This is a genomic window from Georgenia sp. Z1344 (genome assembly GCF_049856295.1).
Taxonomy (GTDB): domain Bacteria; phylum Actinomycetota; class Actinomycetes; order Actinomycetales; family Actinomycetaceae; genus JB111.
The window spans coordinates 227,472-244,128 of sequence record NZ_JBNDMZ010000007.1 but is presented as its reverse complement, the minus strand read 5'-3'; the positions used below and the strand labels follow the sequence as shown (position 1 = coordinate 244,128).

Annotated in this window: 14 protein-coding genes; 6 read left to right on the top strand and 8 right to left on the bottom strand. The window is 72.5% G+C overall.

The features are described 5' to 3' along the window. Nucleotides 1-14: 14 nt before the first annotated feature. Together ACPYO6_RS09750 and ACPYO6_RS09745 are read right to left on the bottom strand one after the other, a co-directional pair. The gene (locus tag ACPYO6_RS09750; RefSeq protein WP_425713788.1) at nucleotides 15-1,007 is read right to left on the bottom strand and encodes an IS3 family transposase; all 993 of its coding nucleotides are present in this window, start codon (nucleotides 1,005-1,007) and stop codon (nucleotides 15-17) included. A 74-nt stretch (nucleotides 1,008-1,081) separates the two neighbouring features. After that, nucleotides 1,082-1,468 (bottom strand): hypothetical protein, encoded by a 387-nt coding sequence (locus ACPYO6_RS09745; RefSeq protein WP_425713778.1) that lies wholly within the window; start codon nucleotides 1,466-1,468, stop codon nucleotides 1,082-1,084. 156 nt (nucleotides 1,469-1,624) lie between these two features. Between ACPYO6_RS09745 and ACPYO6_RS09740 the strand changes: the two genes are divergently transcribed. Continuing rightward, entirely contained in the window at nucleotides 1,625-2,809 is a 1,185-nt protein-coding gene (locus ACPYO6_RS09740) for a glycosyltransferase (RefSeq protein WP_425714662.1), read from the top strand. On the opposite strand, the gene ACPYO6_RS09735 is transcribed toward ACPYO6_RS09740, so the two are convergent. Then, nucleotides 2,788-3,153 (bottom strand): hypothetical protein, encoded by a 366-nt coding sequence (locus tag ACPYO6_RS09735; protein WP_425714661.1) that lies wholly within the window; start codon nucleotides 3,151-3,153, stop codon nucleotides 2,788-2,790. The genes ACPYO6_RS09740 and ACPYO6_RS09735 overlap by 22 nt on opposite strands. A gap of 218 nt (nucleotides 3,154-3,371) precedes the next feature. On the opposite strand from ACPYO6_RS09735, the gene ACPYO6_RS09730 reads away from it, so the two are divergent. Then, on the top strand, nucleotides 3,372-4,340 hold the full coding sequence (locus tag ACPYO6_RS09730; RefSeq protein WP_425714660.1) for a D-glucuronyl C5-epimerase family protein: 969 nt from the start codon (nucleotides 3,372-3,374) through the stop codon (nucleotides 4,338-4,340). A gap of 68 nt (nucleotides 4,341-4,408) precedes the next feature. Here the strand turns inward: ACPYO6_RS09730 and ACPYO6_RS09725 are convergent, their stop codons facing one another. From ACPYO6_RS09725 to ACPYO6_RS09715, 3 genes are all read right to left on the bottom strand, one after another. Beyond that, nucleotides 4,409-5,443: a hypothetical protein gene (locus ACPYO6_RS09725; protein WP_425714659.1), complete on the bottom strand. Its 1,035-nt coding sequence runs from the start codon at nucleotides 5,441-5,443 to the stop codon at nucleotides 4,409-4,411. Nucleotides 5,444-5,597: 154 nt separating this feature from the next. Further along, the gene (locus ACPYO6_RS09720; protein WP_425714658.1) at nucleotides 5,598-6,818 is read right to left on the bottom strand and encodes an acyltransferase family protein; all 1,221 of its coding nucleotides are present in this window, start codon (nucleotides 6,816-6,818) and stop codon (nucleotides 5,598-5,600) included. After that, nucleotides 6,815-8,800 carry a glycosyltransferase gene (locus tag ACPYO6_RS09715; protein ID WP_425714657.1) on the bottom strand — a complete coding sequence of 662 codons (1,986 nt, stop codon included), beginning with the start codon at nucleotides 8,798-8,800 and terminating at the stop codon, nucleotides 6,815-6,817. Before ACPYO6_RS09715 ends, ACPYO6_RS09720 begins: the two co-directional genes overlap by 4 nt. A gap of 157 nt (nucleotides 8,801-8,957) precedes the next feature. Between ACPYO6_RS09715 and ACPYO6_RS09710 the strand changes: the two genes are divergently transcribed. The 3 genes from ACPYO6_RS09710 to ACPYO6_RS09700 are packed head-to-tail and all read left to right on the top strand — an operon-like array spanning nucleotide 8,958 to nucleotide 13,011. After that, nucleotides 8,958-10,733 (top strand): ABC transporter ATP-binding protein, encoded by a 1,776-nt coding sequence (locus ACPYO6_RS09710; RefSeq protein ID WP_425714656.1) that lies wholly within the window; start codon nucleotides 8,958-8,960, stop codon nucleotides 10,731-10,733. A gap of 32 nt (nucleotides 10,734-10,765) precedes the next feature. Next, entirely contained in the window at nucleotides 10,766-11,890 is a 1,125-nt protein-coding gene (locus tag ACPYO6_RS09705; RefSeq protein WP_425714655.1) for a glycosyltransferase family 1 protein, read from the top strand. Beyond that, nucleotides 11,887-13,011, top strand: coding sequence for a glycosyltransferase family 1 protein (locus tag ACPYO6_RS09700; RefSeq protein WP_425714654.1), 1,125 nt, complete (start codon nucleotides 11,887-11,889; stop codon nucleotides 13,009-13,011). The genes ACPYO6_RS09705 and ACPYO6_RS09700 overlap by 4 nt, the downstream gene beginning before the upstream one ends. Here the strand turns inward: ACPYO6_RS09700 and ACPYO6_RS09695 are convergent. Further along, the gene (locus ACPYO6_RS09695) at nucleotides 13,008-14,192 is read right to left on the bottom strand and encodes a glycosyltransferase (protein ID WP_425714653.1); all 1,185 of its coding nucleotides are present in this window, start codon (nucleotides 14,190-14,192) and stop codon (nucleotides 13,008-13,010) included. The genes ACPYO6_RS09700 and ACPYO6_RS09695 overlap by 4 nt on opposite strands. A gap of 49 nt (nucleotides 14,193-14,241) precedes the next feature. Between ACPYO6_RS09695 and ACPYO6_RS09690 the strand changes: the two genes are divergently transcribed. Then, on the top strand, nucleotides 14,242-15,402 hold the full coding sequence (locus ACPYO6_RS09690; RefSeq protein ID WP_425714652.1) for a glycosyltransferase family 1 protein: 1,161 nt from the start codon (nucleotides 14,242-14,244) through the stop codon (nucleotides 15,400-15,402). A 10-nt stretch (nucleotides 15,403-15,412) separates the two neighbouring features. Here the strand turns inward: ACPYO6_RS09690 and ACPYO6_RS09685 are convergent, their stop codons facing one another. After that, the gene (locus tag ACPYO6_RS09685) at nucleotides 15,413-16,624 is read right to left on the bottom strand and encodes a hypothetical protein (protein WP_425714651.1); all 1,212 of its coding nucleotides are present in this window, start codon (nucleotides 16,622-16,624) and stop codon (nucleotides 15,413-15,415) included. Between the last annotated feature and the right edge of the window lie 33 nt (nucleotides 16,625-16,657).

Here is a 16,657-nt window from a genome sequence, read left to right as displayed (position 1 = left end):
ACGGCCGGAAGGTGTCAACCTGTTTGGAGTCGTTGGGTTGATTGTTCGGTGTTGAGAGTGACGTTCGCTAACGGTGCTCTGATTCGGGGGGTGCGGGGGTAGCGCTCGGGGTGGCGGGCGGCCAGGTCTTCGAGAGTGGACTGTCGCTGGTGATGGACAGTGCGCCAGCTGCCGTCATGGACGCTCTGCGGTGTGTGGCCCTCGAGCGACGTGTGCCGGTGAGTGGTGTTGTAGTCGGTGATCACGGTCGTGGCCCAGCGACGAGCATGGGCCATGTCGTGGAACCAGCCGGGATAGCGGGACTGGTACTTCGCTGTCTTGAACCATGATTCGGCGTACGGATTGTCGTTGGAGACCCGGGGCCGGTTACGTGAGCGGGTAATGCCCAGCTCGCGGTAGAGGTCGGACAGGGTGTCGGACATCATCGACGGGCCGCCATCGGAGTGCACGATCTGCGGGTGCGTGCCCTGCGCGTCGAACGCGGTCTCGAACATCGCTCGGGCCAGGTCATCGTCCTCGCCCTGTTCAACCCGCCAGCCCACGACCAGGCGCGAGAAGACGTCGATGACGAGATAGAGACTGAGCCACTGCCCGTGGTACTTGCCCGCGAGCTTGGTGATGTCCCAGCACCAGACCTGGTTGGGCGCGGTGGCTCGGAACTGCGGCATCGCGCTGGCCCGCCGCCGGCGCCGGGGCCGGCTGGGCCGTTGCGGCCCCAGATGAGCAGCGGCGAGCCGGTGCCACGTCCTGAGCGAGGCGATCGGATCGCCCGCGTCCAACGCGTCGTGCCACGACGAGTACACGCCGCGACCGACGGCGAACCCCTGGGCGATCAGTCCCAGGATCTGCTCCCGCTCGGCGTCGGTGACCCGGTTGGGATAGTCCCGCCGTGCCTGCGGAACCGGACCGGGCACCCGGTCGCGGGGATGGCGGCGGTAGTGCCACGTCGCGCGACTGATCCCGAGCAGTTCCAAGGTGGCGCGCTGACTGGTCCCATAGCTCTTGATCTCAGCGACCAGCTCGTTCTCGAACGCGATGAAGTCCGAACCGCCCGTCGCCGTACCCGAGCCGGTGGTTGGGTTCAGCTCTCGTCCTTGGGCTCCTGCTGCTCGCCGGCGCGGTCGTGCAAGAGCCCGATAGCTTTTCCCAGCGCATCGTTGACCTCCTGGAGTCGCTCGATCTCAGCGGCGTGTTCCCGCCGATCGGCCTCCCGCGCAGCCTTCTCCGCCGCGAGCTGGACCTCGAGCTGTTTGAACTTGGCTCCACCAGCGACATCCATCAAGGAAGTGTCCCTGGGAATCAGCTCGGCATCCAGATCGCCAAAGAAGAACGCCTTACGCCAACGACTCATCGTTCGCGAGTCGATCCCCCTCTCTGCGAGCCATGCCAACTTCTGACCGTGCTCGACAACCAGGTACTCGGCCACGAACTCAGCCTTCTCCTGCGGAGTGCGCAGACGTGCCAACATCGACCTCCTCGATCGACTCACACCCAGGCTGACACACAGGGGGCGGGGGTCCACTCGGCACCTCGACCGACTGTTCGGCACCTCGACCGACTGTTCGGCGCCTTGACCGTCCCTTCGGCGCACCTCCGCCCCACCCACCTCCGTCACAATGGCCTCGTGACCTCCCGACGCCCGCGCGTGACCATCGCCTCCCGCATCTGGTCCCCGGAGCCCGCGGCCGCGTCGTTCCGCCTCGCCGCCCTCGCCCGCGGCCTGCGTGAGGCCGGAGCCGCCACCCGCGTCCTCACCGCGCGCCCGCCCGCCGACGCCACGATCGACGACCACCCGGGCACCCGCGTCTCCCGCGCCCCCGTCCTGCGCGACGCCGACGGCTACCTCCGCGGCTACGTCCCCTACCTCTCGTTCGACGTCCCGCTGTCCGCCCGACTCCTCCGCGACCCCGCCCCGGACGTGTACGTGGTCGAGCCGCCGCCCACCACCGGCCTCGTCGTGCGCGCGGTCGCGGCGATCCGGCGTCGCCCGTACGTCGCCTACGTCCCGGACATCTGGTCCGACGCCGCGACCTCCACCGGAGCGCCCGGCGCCGTCGTCGAGGTGCTGCGGCGCGCCGAGTCGGCGGTCCTGGCCGGCGCGGCGGCGACGATCGCGGTGTCGGACGACGTCGCCGCCCGGGCGGAGGAGCTGGGCGCGCGGGGCGTCGTCGTCGTGCGCGGGGGAGCGGACACCGAGACGTTCACGCCGGCCGGGCCCATGCCCGACGACGACGATCCCCGCCCCTACCTCCTCTACGCCGGCACGGCCTCGGAGTGGCAGGGCGCGGACGTCTTCCTGCGTGCGCTCCCGCGGGTGCTCGAGCAGGTGCCGGACGCGCGCGTCGTCGTGCTCGGCCAGGGCAGCGCGTGGCCCGAGCTCGAGCGCCTCGCCGCGCGACTGCCGAGCGGGGCGGTCGAGCTGCGCGGCCTGGTCGGTCAGGCCGAGGCCGCACGGTGGCAGCGGGGCGCGCGGGCGGCGCTCGTCTCGATCCGCCCCGGCATCGGCTACGACCTCGCGTACCCCACGAAGGCGTACGCGGCGTGGGCGTCCGGCGTCCCGGTCATCTACGCGGGCCCGGGGCCGGCGCGCGCGGACATCGCCGAGAGCCGGTTGGGCTGGGCGGTCGAGCACGACGCCGACGACGTCGCACGGGCGATGGTCGCCGCCCTGACCGGCGAGCGCGGGCCGGGTGACGCCGCACGCCTCGCGGGCTGGGTCGCCGAGAACGCGTCGTCGTCGGCGGCGGGTCGCGCGGCGGCCGACGTCGCGCTGGGGGCGATCCGAGCTCAGTCCGCGATGACGCCGTAGACGTAGATGCCGTCGTTGTTGCCCGCCGTGCATTCCGGCTGCGCATCGTCGTAGAGCTCGGCGACGCTGCCTCGCCAGCCGCTCCTCAGGGGGTACTCGGTGCCCATCTCGATGAGGCTGTCGTCGGGAAGGCGGACGACCGGTTCTCCGTCGTCGTCGACCGCGGCCTCGGCACCCTCGGGGAAGATGACGAGCAGATCTCCAGTGTGGTTGTAGACGCCCTCGATGACGACGCAGCCGTCCTCGATCTCGAACGTGCTGTGCAGCTGGACGTCTTCTGCTGCGAACGACATGTCCTCGCCGGCATCGATCGTGGCGACGTCGAAGTCGTCCGCCGATGTCACGGACGATTCGGAGCCGCACCCCGCGAGAAGGCTCGTGCTCGCCAAGAACGTGAGTGCGGAGCGTGGCCTCATGGTGGAGACAGTGTCTGCGTTATCCACCTCGCGGGGAAGACCCCGAGGCGCACGCGCGGCAGGGCGTATGTCCCGCACCACGGTGGCTCGAGGCGGCTGCCGCCGAACGGCGCCCTAACCAGGTCGTCGGCTCGTACCCTCAGGAGGTGAGACGTGGACTTCTCGGCATCCTCGCACTCTGCCTGCTGGCACTGAGTGCCTGTGGAGCAGGCGCCCCCCCCGAACCGGACTACGAGGTCAACGGCACCGAGCCGCGCCTGATCCGTCCCGAGCCGTACGAACGGACCACCGAGTCGGTCATCGATCTCGACGACCCGGATCGGCCGGTCGACGCGGACGGTGTCGCCCATTGGGAGATCCCCTGGGAACGTGGCACGCGCTGGTACCACCCCGTCGACCTGGCACGCTACGGCCTCGGCCTGCTCGAGTCGTATCGCGCGACCGGAGAGCAGGTGTACCTCGACCGGGCCGTCGCGAACGCCGAGTACCTGCTCGACGGGTCCGTCGAGAGCGACGGCGCCCGGTGGTTCCCCTACCCCTTCGACCACTCCCTCAACAGTGACGAGGAGGGAATGGTGCTGCTCGCCCCCTGGTACTCCGGGATGGCGCAGGGCCAGTCGTTGTCACTCTTCGTCCGTCTGCACGAGGAGACCGGTGACGATCGCTGGATGGACGCGGCGGACGAGACCTTCGAGACCTTCCTTGCCCGCCCCGGCGACGGTCCGTGGTTCTCTCACGTCATCGACGGCCACATCTGGTTTGAGGAGTTCGTGGCCGACAGCATCGAGACGACCCAGGTCGTCAACGGCCACATGTACGCGATGTTCGGACTGTACGACTACGCCGTCGCGACGGACGACCCGCACGCGGCGCAGCTGTTCGACGGCGGCGCGGCAACCATGATCGAGACATTCGACCGCTACCGCGTGCCCGACGGCATCTCCTACTACTGCGCGGCCCAGTACTGCCGGGACGAGAGCTGGCAGCCGGACAGCTACCACCGAGGGGTAGCAAACCAGTTCGACTCGTTGGCACTCATGACCGGCGACGGACGGTTCGTCGAGATGGCCCGGACGTTCCGCAGCGACTACGCCGCGTCGGGCGCGGACGGATAGGGCGGTCGGACGAGGACTGCCGACGAGCAGTCGCCTCCTCCACGTGCCCCACTGTGCCGGTGCGCCGGTCAGTCGGGCAGCTCGACGCCGTTGATGAACATTGCCTCGGTCTGGCCCCCTGTAAATGCCGGGGTCGTGGCGCCGTACAGGGCCGGGATCGTTCCGATCTGGCCCTTGTCCACCGAGTACTCGGTGCCCAGGTCGGCAATCGCGCCGTCGGGAAACAGGACGGCGAGGTTCCCGTCGTCGTCGGTGACGGGTGCCGCGCCCTCGGGGAGCGCCGCCAGGCGCGTGAGGCCCTGGCCGACTGTGCTGACGACGACGAGGCAGCCGTCCTCGACCTCGAGCCGGCCGTAGAACATGTCGTCGGTCCCCGTGGACGACAGTCGCACGGTCTCCGGCAGCGTCGCGATCGAGAACTCGCCGGCGACGGCGTCCACGGTGGCTGGCTGGAGGACGAGGTCGTCCCCACGACCCGCCGCGCTGACCTGGACGACGATCGAGTCGATGACCGCGGCCTCGTCGACGTCGAGGGGAGTGGGACTGGACCCGTCGAGGTCGAGCGCGCCGGAGGCCAGGTGCTCCTCGATCGCGTCCGCCTCCGCCTGGGACGCCACCTCGACGTTGATCTCGCCCGAGACCGGGTCCGTCACCGTCGAGGCGCCCGCACCGAGGTGCTCGACCAGCGCCATGTGCACGGCGACGCCGATCGACTCGGCGGTCCCGGCGTCGTACGCCGCGCCGCCGTGGGCGACGATCCCGGGCTCGGCCGCCAGCTCGTCGACGACGTCGGCGGGGACGTCGCCGGTGAAGTACAGGTGGGCGGTGGCGTCGTCCCGGAGCTCGGAGACGGCGAACGTATCCGCGTGGCGGGTCGCGATGTCCGTGACGATCGGCGCGGCACGCTCCTGCATTGCGATGCGGTCCTCGAGCTCACCGGGCTCGATCTCGCCGCGGGCGATCTGGGCCTGGAGGTCCTCCCAGGCGGCGTCCGAGATCCCGTCGGGCCGGTCGGGGATGGCGGCCGCCGAGCTCGTCAGCACCGCGGTGGCGGCGCCGACCGCGAGCAGCGCCGCCGCGAGTCGTGGTCCGGGTCGCCTCATCGCGCGTGCCGTCCTGTCGGGCCGGAGATCGGTGTCATGGATGACTGTACGGGCCTCACGTGGAGAGCACGGGGGGCGGGTGCGCATCGAGAGCGAACCGTGACGAGCCCGTGCTCGCCTGCTCCAACCGCGCCTGATCGAACCGCGCCTGCTCCTACCGCTCCTGCTGTTCCAACCGCGCCTTGTCCCGCCGGTCCTTCCACCGCCGCATCCGTCTCTCGATCGGCCGCTCGACGAACGCGTGCAGCGCCCACGCCGCCACGATCGACGGCACGAGGACGGCCGCGTAGATCAGCAGGTTGGCCCACCCCATGGGCTGGAGGCCGAACCACGTGCGGCAGGCGTAGATGAGGGTGGCGTGCAGGAGGTAGAAGGCGAAGCTCCACTCGCCGAGCCGCACGAGCCAGCCGGCCGGCGCCCCGCGCCCCGACCCGTCCGCGCGACCGCGCAGCTCCCGCACCGCGTAGGCGAGGATGACCACCCCGCACACCGCGGGGATCGCGACCGGGGTGAGCGGGCCGAGCCGGAGCGCCTCCCACGCGTCCGCGGCGCGCAGCGGCCCGAGGAACACCCCTGCGCACACGGCGAGCAGCAGCCCGAGCGCCACGGGCACGGGCAGCCGCGGCCGCCACCCCAGCCGGACGGCGTGCGCGAGCGCCATGCCCAGGCAGAACTCCCACAGCCGGAGGACCGGCCGCGGCAGGTGGGCGAGGGCGTCGATCTCGGACCGCGCGAGGTAGAGCACCGCCGCCGTGAGCGGGATCGCGAACAGCACCGCGAGAGCGGCCCTGCGTCCGGTGCGGCCGAGCACGCGGTCGAGCCACGGGTGCGTCGCGTAGAAGAACGCCTCGAGCGAGAGCGTCCACGACGCCGGGTTGCCCGAGAACACGACCTCGTTGTTGCTCGACCACCCGTGCAGCAGCACCACGGACAGCAGGAGGACGAGGGACAGCGGCCGTACCCAGCTCTCCTCGACGTCCGCGGGCGGCCCGACGAACACCGCCACCGCCAGCAGCAGCGCCACCATGTGCGCCGGCCAGATCCGGGCGAACCGCCGCCAGTAGAACGTCGAGACCGGGGTGCCGGGCCGGGCCGACCACGTGAGGACGAAGCCCGACAGGACGAAGAAGAACGCGACGCCTTGCGCCCCGAGCCGCAGCGGTCCGGAGATCGGCAGCGGCGCGAAGTTCGTCATGTGGTGGGCGAACACCGCCAGCGCGGCCCACCAGCGCAGGGCGGTGAGCGAGTCGAGCCGGGGCAGCGTGCCGGGGGTGCCCGGCGTGGTCCACGGGCCGCGGGACACCTGGTCCGTCCGACTCGCCGCGCGCTCCCCGCCCTCCCCGCGCTCCCCGCCCTCCCCGCGGGCCGCGCTCACCCGCGCGACCCCGACGACCCTGCGCCCGCCGCGGACTCCTCGCGCCTCGCCAGCCTCTCGGCCGCGGCCACGCCGTGCACCGCACGACCGACGACGCCGCGCCGCAGCCACTCCCACGCCGTGCGCACGGCGGGCAGGTCGACGGCGACGGCCACGTCCGCCTGCCCGGCCAGCGACTCCGCGGTCGCGTCGGCACGGGCGGCCCGCCACACGGTGCGGGTGTCGTCGACCGGGCTGAGGGTGGCGAGCAGCCGCCCGGGCACCGAGCGCCTCGTGGCCGCGTCGAACGACCGGTACCTCCCGGAGCCCGCGATCCTCGCGAGCGGCCCGTGGTCCTCGGCGATCACGTGCACGACGTCGACACCCGCCACCGGTGCGACCGGCGCCGTGCGGCACACGAGCGTGACGTGCGCCGGCGCCCCCGGGCTCCCCAGCCGCTCGGCCAGGTCCCCGGCCCCCGCGGACCGCGCGAGCACCTCGTCCGCCGGATCCTCGGACCCGACGACGAGGACGAACCGTCGGGGTGCGTCGTCGCCGGCACTGGTATCGGCACCGCCACCGAGGGCCGGCACAGAACCGGCGGGCTCCGCAGCAGGGGGTTCGTCGTCGTGCGGGTGCTCGTGCGCCCGCACCTCCGGCACCGGAAGGCCGAGCTCTGCCGCCCGCCGCGCGACGAACTCACCGAGCTCGGCCACCCGAGGGGCCAGCTGCTCCTCGCGCGCGTACCGCCGGGCCCACTCGCGGGTCTCGGCCACGGAGCCCGCGGTCGCCGAGCGCGCGAGCGCAGCGCCCGCCACGAGCGCGTCCGCGACGTCGTCGGCGGACATCGACTCCGTCAGCACCCACGCGGGATGCCCGTCGAGCACGGAGGACGCCGCCGACTCCGGCCCGTGCACCGACACCACCGGCAGGCCGGTCGCGGCGTACTCGAAGACCTTGCCGCTCGTGACGTACCGCCCCGGGATGAGCGGGAGCGCGAGGACGTCGAAGCCCGCGTACACCGACGCCACCTCGGCGCGCGGGACGGGACCGCCGTGCTCCACGCCGTCGCCGGCGAACTCGGCGAGCATGGCGAGGGTCCGCTCCTCGGGCGCGCCCTGGTGGCCCACGTGGCCGCGCAGCACGAGCCGCGCCCGCGCGAGGTCCGCGCTCCGCGCCCGCGCCGCCCGCCAGCCCTCGAGGAGCTCGCGCACCGGCACCGACCCGTACAGGGTGCCGAGGTAGCCGAAGGTGAGGGGGGCGTCGTCGTCGGGGGCGGAGGTCGGGCGCAGGGAGTCGATCGCCTCGCCGAGGTCGCCGTCGTACCCGTTGGCCACGACGTGCGTGCGGTCGGCGACCTCCGGCAGGGTCTCGTCGTACCAGTCGCGGATCGGGGCGTTGACGAACCACGCCTCCTCGGCGCCGAGCAGGAGCTCCCGCTCGGTGCGCCACGCGCGCGAGCGCTCGCCGGACACGCGCCGGCCCGTCGTCACGTCGAGGGCCCAGCCGTCGCGGTAGTCGAGGACGTAGGGCACGTCGGCGCGCCGGGCGAGGTGCTGCCCGGGGACGAAGTCGACGTGCGGGTTCGACGTGCCGAGCACGAGGTCGACCGGGTGGCGCTCGTGGACCTGCTCGGCGGCGGCGCGCAGGTTCGCGGCCCACCCGCCGTAGACGCGCTCGGGGAAGCTCAGCTCGCTCGACCGCATGAACGCCGAGAACCAGCCCGGCTCGGAGGCCACGCGCGCCCGCGAGTACCCGGCGAGGTCGGTCTCGATGTGCGCGAGCTCCTGCTTGACCCGCAGCACCTCGATCGCCGGGTGCACGCGCCGCTCGAGCGAGAGGTCGGCCCCGAACAGCTCGGTGAACAGCTCCCGCGGCGCGGTGAGGACGGTGACGTCCCACCCGGCCTCGGCGAAGGCGTTGGCGGTCGCGAGGGCCCGGTAGACGCCGGAACCCCGGCACGGCGGGAAGCCCCAGGCGACGTAGAGGAGGTGTGGACGCACCCGGCAAGGATAGGGAGAGCGCCCGGAAACGGGTGTGCGACCCCACCGGCGTGCGGCCGTCCCGGGTGTGGGGCCGCGTGGCACGATGAACGGCACGCGCCGGTCGGCGCGCCCCACGGACGCCCCGGCGCCCGGACGACGAGCAGCAGGAGCACGGGTGAAGGACCTTCTGAGGACGACGCGGACGCTGCTGCCGATGCTCCCCGACGGCGCCCGCCGCTACCTCCTCGTGTACTCGACGGTGACGGCGCTGCTCGCGCTCCTCGACGTCGTGGCCCTCGGCATCCTCGCGCTGGTCATGGCCCCGATGGTGTCCGGCCAGCCCGTCAGCCTCCCGCTCATCGGCGAGATCAGCATCGACCAGTACATCTGGGTCCTCCTCGCGGTGTGCGCGCTCATCTGCACGAAGTCGATCGCCTCGCTCGCCATGCGCTGGGTGGCCACCCGGAAGTTCGCCGAGTACGAGATGGAGATCGGGGACCGGCTCTTCCGCGCCTACCTCCACTCGCCGTGGACCGACCGACTCTCGCGCAACTCCGCCGAGCTCGTCCGCATGGCCGACGTCGGGATCGCCAACACCACCTCCGGCCTGCTGCTGCCGGTCGCGAGCCTGCCGACCGAGATCGCCACGACGCTCGCGGTGCTGCTCGTCCTCGTCGTCGCCGAGCCGATGATCGCTGCGATCACGGTCGTCTACCTCGGGGCGCTCGCCGCGCTCCTCTACCTCGTGGTCAACCCGAAGGCCCTCGTGGCCGGCCGCGTCAACCGGGACTACTCGCTCAAGACCGCCCGCCTGATGACCGAGATGGTGGCCACGCTCAAGGAGATCGTCCTGCGGGACAAGACCTCCGAGGTCGCCGACGTCGTGTGGGACAACCGCAAGCACGCCGTCCGCGCGCGCTCCAACAGCCAGTTCCTCGGACAGGCGCCGAAGTACGTGCTCGAGGTGGCGCTCATCGGCGGGTTCGTGCTCGTCGGAGGCGTGGGCTACTGGCAGGGCGGGGCGACCGAGGCGTTCGCCGCGGTGGCGATGTTCGGCGTCGCGGGGTTCCGGATGATCCCCGCGATCACGCGCATGCAGGCGATCCTCACGCAGACCTCGACCACGCTCCCGCACGCGAAGCGGGTCATCTACGACATCCGTGCCTCCGAGAAGTTCATCCGCGACGCCGAGACCGTGGGCCGCGAGCCGATCGTCGGGGAGCCGACGGAGCTCGTGCTCGAGGGAGTCGGCTTCACCTACCCCACCTCGCAGACGCCCGCCGTCCACGACATCGACCTCACCGTCCGCATGGGCACCCACGTGGCGCTCGCCGGCTCGTCGGGCGCCGGGAAGTCCACGCTCGTCGACATCCTCCTCGGGCTGCTCGTCCCGCAGGACGGCATCATGCGGATCGGGGACCAGGACCTCGACGACGTCCTGGCCGACTGGCGCTCCCGCGTGGGCTACGTCCCCCAGGACGTCTCGCTGTTCAACGGGTCGATCGCGCAGAACGTCGCGCTCGCCTGGGGCTCGACGATCGACGAGGACCGGGTGCGCGACTGCCTGCGGCGCGCCCAGCTGCTCGACGCCGTCGACGAGCGCGGCGGGCTCGACACCCTCGTCGGCGAGCGCGGCCTCGCCTTCTCGGGCGGTCAGCGGCAGCGGCTCGGCATCGCCCGGGCCCTCTACACCGACCCGCTCGTCCTCGTCATGGACGAGGCCACCTCGGCGCTCGACACGGCGACCGAGGAGGCCGTCACGCACGCGCTGCGCGAGCTGCACGGCGAGGTCACCGTCGTCACCGTCGCCCACCGCCTCTCGACGATCCGCCACGCCGACGAGGTGTGCTTCATGAGCGGCGGCACGATCGCCGCGCGCGGCACGTTCGAGGAGGTCGTCGCTGCGCACCCCGAGTTCGCGCACCAGGCCAACCTCGCCGGGCTGGCGTAGGGCAGCGGCCGCCGGATGGAAGAATCCCGCCCATGACTCAGGCGGCCCGGCTGCTCATCCTCTCGTTCTCCTCGATCGCCACCGATCCCCGCGTCCTCAAGCAGGTCCGGTACCTCACCGACCGCTACGAGGTGACGACCTGCGGGTACGGCCCGGCGCCCGAGGGCGTCGCCGACCACGTCGAGCTCCCGGCCGGCCGGACGAACAAGCTCGACGGGCGGCTCATCACGCTGCGCGCCTACCGGGCCGCGCTCTGGCGGCAGAACGGGATGCGGACCGCGCGCTCGCTGCTGTCCGGTCGCGAGTTCGACGCGGTGCTCGCGAACGACATCGAGGCCGTGCCGGTCGCGCTCGGGCTGAAACCCCGGGGTGGCGTGCACGCGGACATGCACGAGTTCTTCCCGCGGTGGCGCGAGGACGACCCGCTGTGGCGGAAGCGCATCGGTCCCTACTACCGCTACCTCTGCCGGCGGTACCTGCCGCGCGCGGCCGCGGTGACGACCGTGTCCGGCGGCATCGCCCGCGCGTACACGGAACTGACCGGTGCCGACGTCGGCGTCGTCACCAACGCGACCCCGTTCCACGACCTCTCACCGACGCCCGTGGCCACCCCGATCCGGGTCGTCCACTCGGGCGCCTCGATCCGGCGCCGGCACCTCGACCGGATGATCGAGGCTGCGGGCAAGGCCGCCGACGCCGTCACGCTCGACCTCTACCTCGTCAAGCACGACCCGGCATGCTTCGACGAGCTCCAGGCCCTCGCGGCGACGACGTCGAACGTCCGCGTGCTCGACCCGGTGCCCTACGAGAGCCTCATCGACACGCTCAACGGCTACGACGTCGGTCTCTACGTCCTGCCTGCCACCGGCTTCAACCACGAGCACGCGCTGCCGAACAAGATCTTCGACTACGTCCAGGCGCGGCTCGGGATCGTCGTCGGGCCGTCGCCCGAGATGGCGCAGGTCGTGCGGGAGCATGAGCTCGGGGACGTCACGGACACCTTCGAGGTCGACGACGTCGCCGCCACGCTCCGTGCCCTCGAGGCCGAGCGGGTCGAACGGTGGAAGTCGGCCGCGCACACGGCCGCGACCGAGCTCGCCGCGGAGCGGGCACTGGAAGGCTGGGGACGGCCGATCGCCCATATGGTCGGCGCATGACCGACCGCCGCTCGCTGCTCATCCTGTCCTTCTCGAAGATCGCCACCGACCCGCGGGTGATCAAGCAGGTGCGGTACTTCGCGGACCGGTACGACGTGACGACCTGTGGGTACGGGCCCACGCCCGACGGCGTGGTCGAGCACATCGAGCTCGACGGCTCGCTCCCGCGCAAGCTCGACGGGCGGATCATCACGACCCGCATCTACCGGCTGGCCTACTGGCAGCAGCCCGCCATGCGCGGCGCTCGCCGGCAGCTCAAGGGCCGCACCTTCGACGCCGTCCTGGCCAACGACGCCGACGCCCTGCCTGTCGCGGTGTCGCTCAAGCCGCGGTTCGGCATCCACGCGGACATGCACGAGTACTTCCCCCGGTGGCACGAGGAGGACGAGGCCTGGCGGCGCAGGATCGGCCCGTACTACCTCTGGCTGTGCCGCCGGTACCTGACGCGCGCCCGCTCGGTGACGACCGTGTCCGGAGGCCTCGCCCGCGAGTACGGGACGATCGTCGATGTCCCGGTCGGCGTCGTCGCCAACGCGACCCCGTTCCACGAGCTCGAGCCCGGTGAGGTCGGCGAGCGCATCAGGATCGTCCACTCCGGCGCTGCCATGCCCCGGCGGTACCTCGAACGCACGATCGAGGCGGCGGGGCGCCTGCCCGGGAGCGTCGAGCTCGACCTCTACGTGGTACCGGTCTACAAGGACTACTTCGCCGACCTGCAGGCGCAGGCCGCGGCCACCGAGAACGTCCGCGTGCACGAGCCCGTGCCGTACGAGGAGCTCGTCGGCGTCCTGCACCGCAATGACGTCGGCATCTTCGTGGTGCCGCCCGTGACGTTCAACCTCGAGTGGACGCTGCCGAACAAGATCTTCGACTACGTCCAGGCGCGCCTGGGCATCGTCACGGGCCCGAGCCCGGAGATGGCGTCGGTCGTGCGGGAGAACGGGCTGGGCGCGGTCACCGGCGGCTTCGAGGTCGACGACATCGAGGCCACGCTCGCCACGCTGGACAAGGAGACGGTGGCCGGATGGAAGTCCGCGAGCCACGCCGCAGCCCGCGAGCTCGCCGCCGAGGCCGAGGTCGAGAAGTGGGGCGACGCGATCGAGAAGCTGCTGACGAGCTAGATCTCCGCGACCCCGAGGAACGGCGCCAGAGCCGCCGCCGAGGCCCGCCCGTCGTGGTGCGTGCGCGCCCAGTCCGGCCCACGAACCGCAATCTCGGCGAACCGGTCGCGGTCGGTGAGGATCTCGTCCATCACGTGCGCGAACGTCTCCGGGGTCGCGTCGACGACGGGCAGGTCGCCGTCGAGCCGCGCGCGTACCCGCTCGTGCACGTGCCCGACGACGAGACGCCCCGCTGCCATGGCCTCCGCCGCCAGCACACCGACGGCGCCGAGCAGGATCTGGTCGACGACGACGTCTGCGCCGGCGACGAACTCCGTCATCCGCTCGTGCGGGACGTCCTCGAGCCGCCGGTAGGTGATCCGCCCCTCGGCGTCGAGCGCCTCGAGCACCGGCTCGATGACGGCCGTCCCCTTGAGCGCCGGGTTCGACGGCGCGTGCAGGACGATCGGCCGCTCGTGCCCGAGCGCCGGCACCGTGTGGGGCGCTGCGAACCCCTCGACGTCGACGACGATCGGCAGCAGCGTGGCCCCCGGCGCGAGGTCGAGCTGGTCGGGGGTCGTGACGAACGCCGGCAGGCCCTCGACCTCGAGGAGCCGCTGGGCGGCCCGGATCCGCTCGCGCGCGGCGTCGTCGACTCGCACGGCGTCCCGGTAGGGGCTCGTCGGGTAGAGCTCGGCGTGCCGGTCGGGGTCGCGGATCTCGGAGCCGTGGAACACGACGCCCGGTGTCACGCCCGCCGCCCGGTACCGCTCGATCTCGTCACGGTCCGCCACCGCCGTGGTCATCGTCGTCGGGGAGTAGCCCGTCTCGAACAGGGCGTGGCTGAACCGCGCGAGCACCCCGTCGCGCCACGCCGCCCGGCCCGGGCGCAGGGCGAGCGGCAGGGCGACATCGGTCGGGTAGGAGAAGCGGTCGACGCCGCCGGGACGCTCGAGGGTGACCGAGCGCGCGGCCACGCCGCCCAGGTGCTCCTCGACGGCCCGCGCCCACAGGTAGCCCTGGCCCGCCGTGTTCGTCGGGCCGACGAGCAGTCCCGCGGTGCGGTCGTCCGGCAGGTAGGGCACGAGCTCGCCGGCCGCACGAAGCTCGCGGGCGAACAGCCGCCGTTCGACGGCTTCCCGCCGCTCGTCGGGCAGGCGCCGCACGCCGGCGGCCATGACGTCGCGCAGGCTGGGGCTCATACGGACAGTGTGCCGGGCGACGGGGGCCGCGGGTGGGAGCATGGGCGCCATGACGCACGCCGCCGACGCACCGACCTCCCGCCCCTCGGTGCTCGTCATCTCGTACTCGATCCTCACCTCGGACGCCCGGCTGCTGCGCCAGATCCGGCTCCTCGCGCGCGACCACGACGTCACCTCGGTCGGCTACGGGCCGGCTCCCGACGGCGTGGTCGAGCACGTGCAGATCCCCGACGAGCTCGTCGCCTGGCACAAGGACCGGCTCCTGCTCATGCAGCGCCGGTTCGCCGCGGTCTACCGGGACAACGCCGTCAACGCGTACCTGCGGGAGGTGCTGCCGGTGGGGCAGTTCGACGTCGTCGTCGCCAACGACGCCGACACCGTGCCCCTGGCCCTCGGGCTGCACCCGCGCGGCGGCGTGCACGCCGACCTCCACGAGTACGCGCCGCGCCAGCACGAGGCCTCGCCGCGGTGGCGGCTCTTCGTCGCGCCCTACTACCGGTGGCTCGTCCGGACCTTCCTGCCGCTGTGCGACTCCGTGACGACGGTGGGTGCGGGGTTGGCGCGCGAGTACGAGCGTGAGTACGGGGTGCGGGCGGGGGTGGTCGTCAACGCCGCCCCGTTCCGGGACGCGAGCCCGACGCCGGTCGGCGAGCCCGTGCGCCTCGTCCATTCCGGGGGAGCGACGCGCGTGCGCGCGCTCGAGGTGATGGTGCGGGCCGTCGAGGCCTCGACGTCGGGGGCCACGCTCGACCTCTACCTCATGCCGTCCGACCCCACCTACCTCGCGGAGATCGCGGCGCTCGCCGACGCCTCCGAGAAGGTCACGCTGCACGACGCCGTGCCCGCCGACGAGCTTGTCGAGACACTCGCCGGCTACGACGTCGGCCTCTTCCTCGTGCCGCCCGTGACCTTCAACCTCGAGTGGACGCTGCCGAACAAGTTCTTCGACTTCGTCCAGGCGCGCCTCGGGATCGTCGTCGGCCCCAACCCCGAGATGGCGGGCCTCGTCCGCGAGCACAGGCTCGGCGCCGTGACGGCCGGCTACGAGGAGACCGACCTCGTCGCGCTCCTCGATCGGCTCGACCCGGCCGAGGTGGCGCGGTGGAAGGCAGGCTCAGACGCCGCGGCGCGGGAGCTGTCCGCCGAGCAGCAGATCACCGCGTGGGGCGAGGCGGTCGGGGCGCTGGCGGCCCGCGCCGGGCGGGCGTAGTGGATCGCCTCTAGTCCCGCACGTACCAGGCCGGCAGCTCCCAGTCGGCGTCGACCCCGTGGTCCCGCGCGGCCGCGCGCACCACCGGCAGCCAGGACGCGAGCTGGAACACCCGCTCACCGGCCAGCGTCAGGGTCCGAGGCCCGCCCCCGGCGTCGAGCTCGATCTCGCCGTCGACCAGGTGGTGCGACCCACCGGACAGGAGGAGCACCTCGGAGAGGTACTGGTTGCTCGCGTCGGGCAGCAGATGGCGTAGCTCGCGGAGGAATCCGGTCCAGGTGTCGGCGAGCCGGAGCTCGCCGATGCGGACCATGAGCCGGGAGACCGCGTCCCACCCGTGGTGCTCGCCGTCGATCTCGACCCCGTCCGGACCGGCGCGCAAGGTCCGCTCCTTCTCGACCTGCCGGCTGGAGGATCCGAACAGTCCGCGTAGTCCGCGACGGCCCTTGGGCGGTGCCTCCTCGATCGTCTCCGTCACGCGCAGGAGATCGGTGGTGGGCGGAGTCCCGAGGAGGCCGAGGCGGTAGCGCGCGTAGCCCGCCGACTCCTCGGGGCGCAGCGCGTCGGGCTCGCCGACGACCGGCAGACGGAGTGGCGCCTCCGTCCGGGGACGTGCGGGAGGGTCGACCGCGGCGAGGTCCCCGCCCGCGGCGAGGAACTCCTGCAGCGGCTCGGGCCACGGGTCGGTGTCGACGTCAGACGGCCCCCACGCGATGTCCGCCTCCGCGTCCGCACCGCGGGCCAGCCACAACGCCCCGTGGAGGCGCGCCACCTGGAAGGCGAGGACGCCCTCGAGCTCGATGACGACGGGGCCGGGAGCGACGTCGAGCAGGATGCGGGCGCCGACCTCCCGTGTGGCGTCGGTCCGGGCGAGCATCGCCTTCGCGACCATCGGGTGGCTCGCGTACGGGGTCCGTGCGACCAGCTCCTCGCGCGCGGCCCGCTCCTCGTCCGCGCTCAGCAGGCCCGGCGCGTGGACGAGGGCCGCCCGGATGTCCGCGGCCGCCCACCGGTGGTCGCCGACGCTGACGCCGCTCCGGTCGGCCCGGACGACGAGGGGCCCGTGCTCGGGAGCGGTGCCGGTGACGAGGAGCGTGCCCGACGTCGTCGCCAGGGCGTACTCCTGGCCGAGCTGCTCGGTGTGGATCTGGTCGCGGTGGTCGATCCAGTCGACGAGCTCGGCGGGGGACAGCGGACGGGACGTGGGCACGAGCGGCTGCATACCCACGACCCTAGGGATCGTCCGACGTCGTCA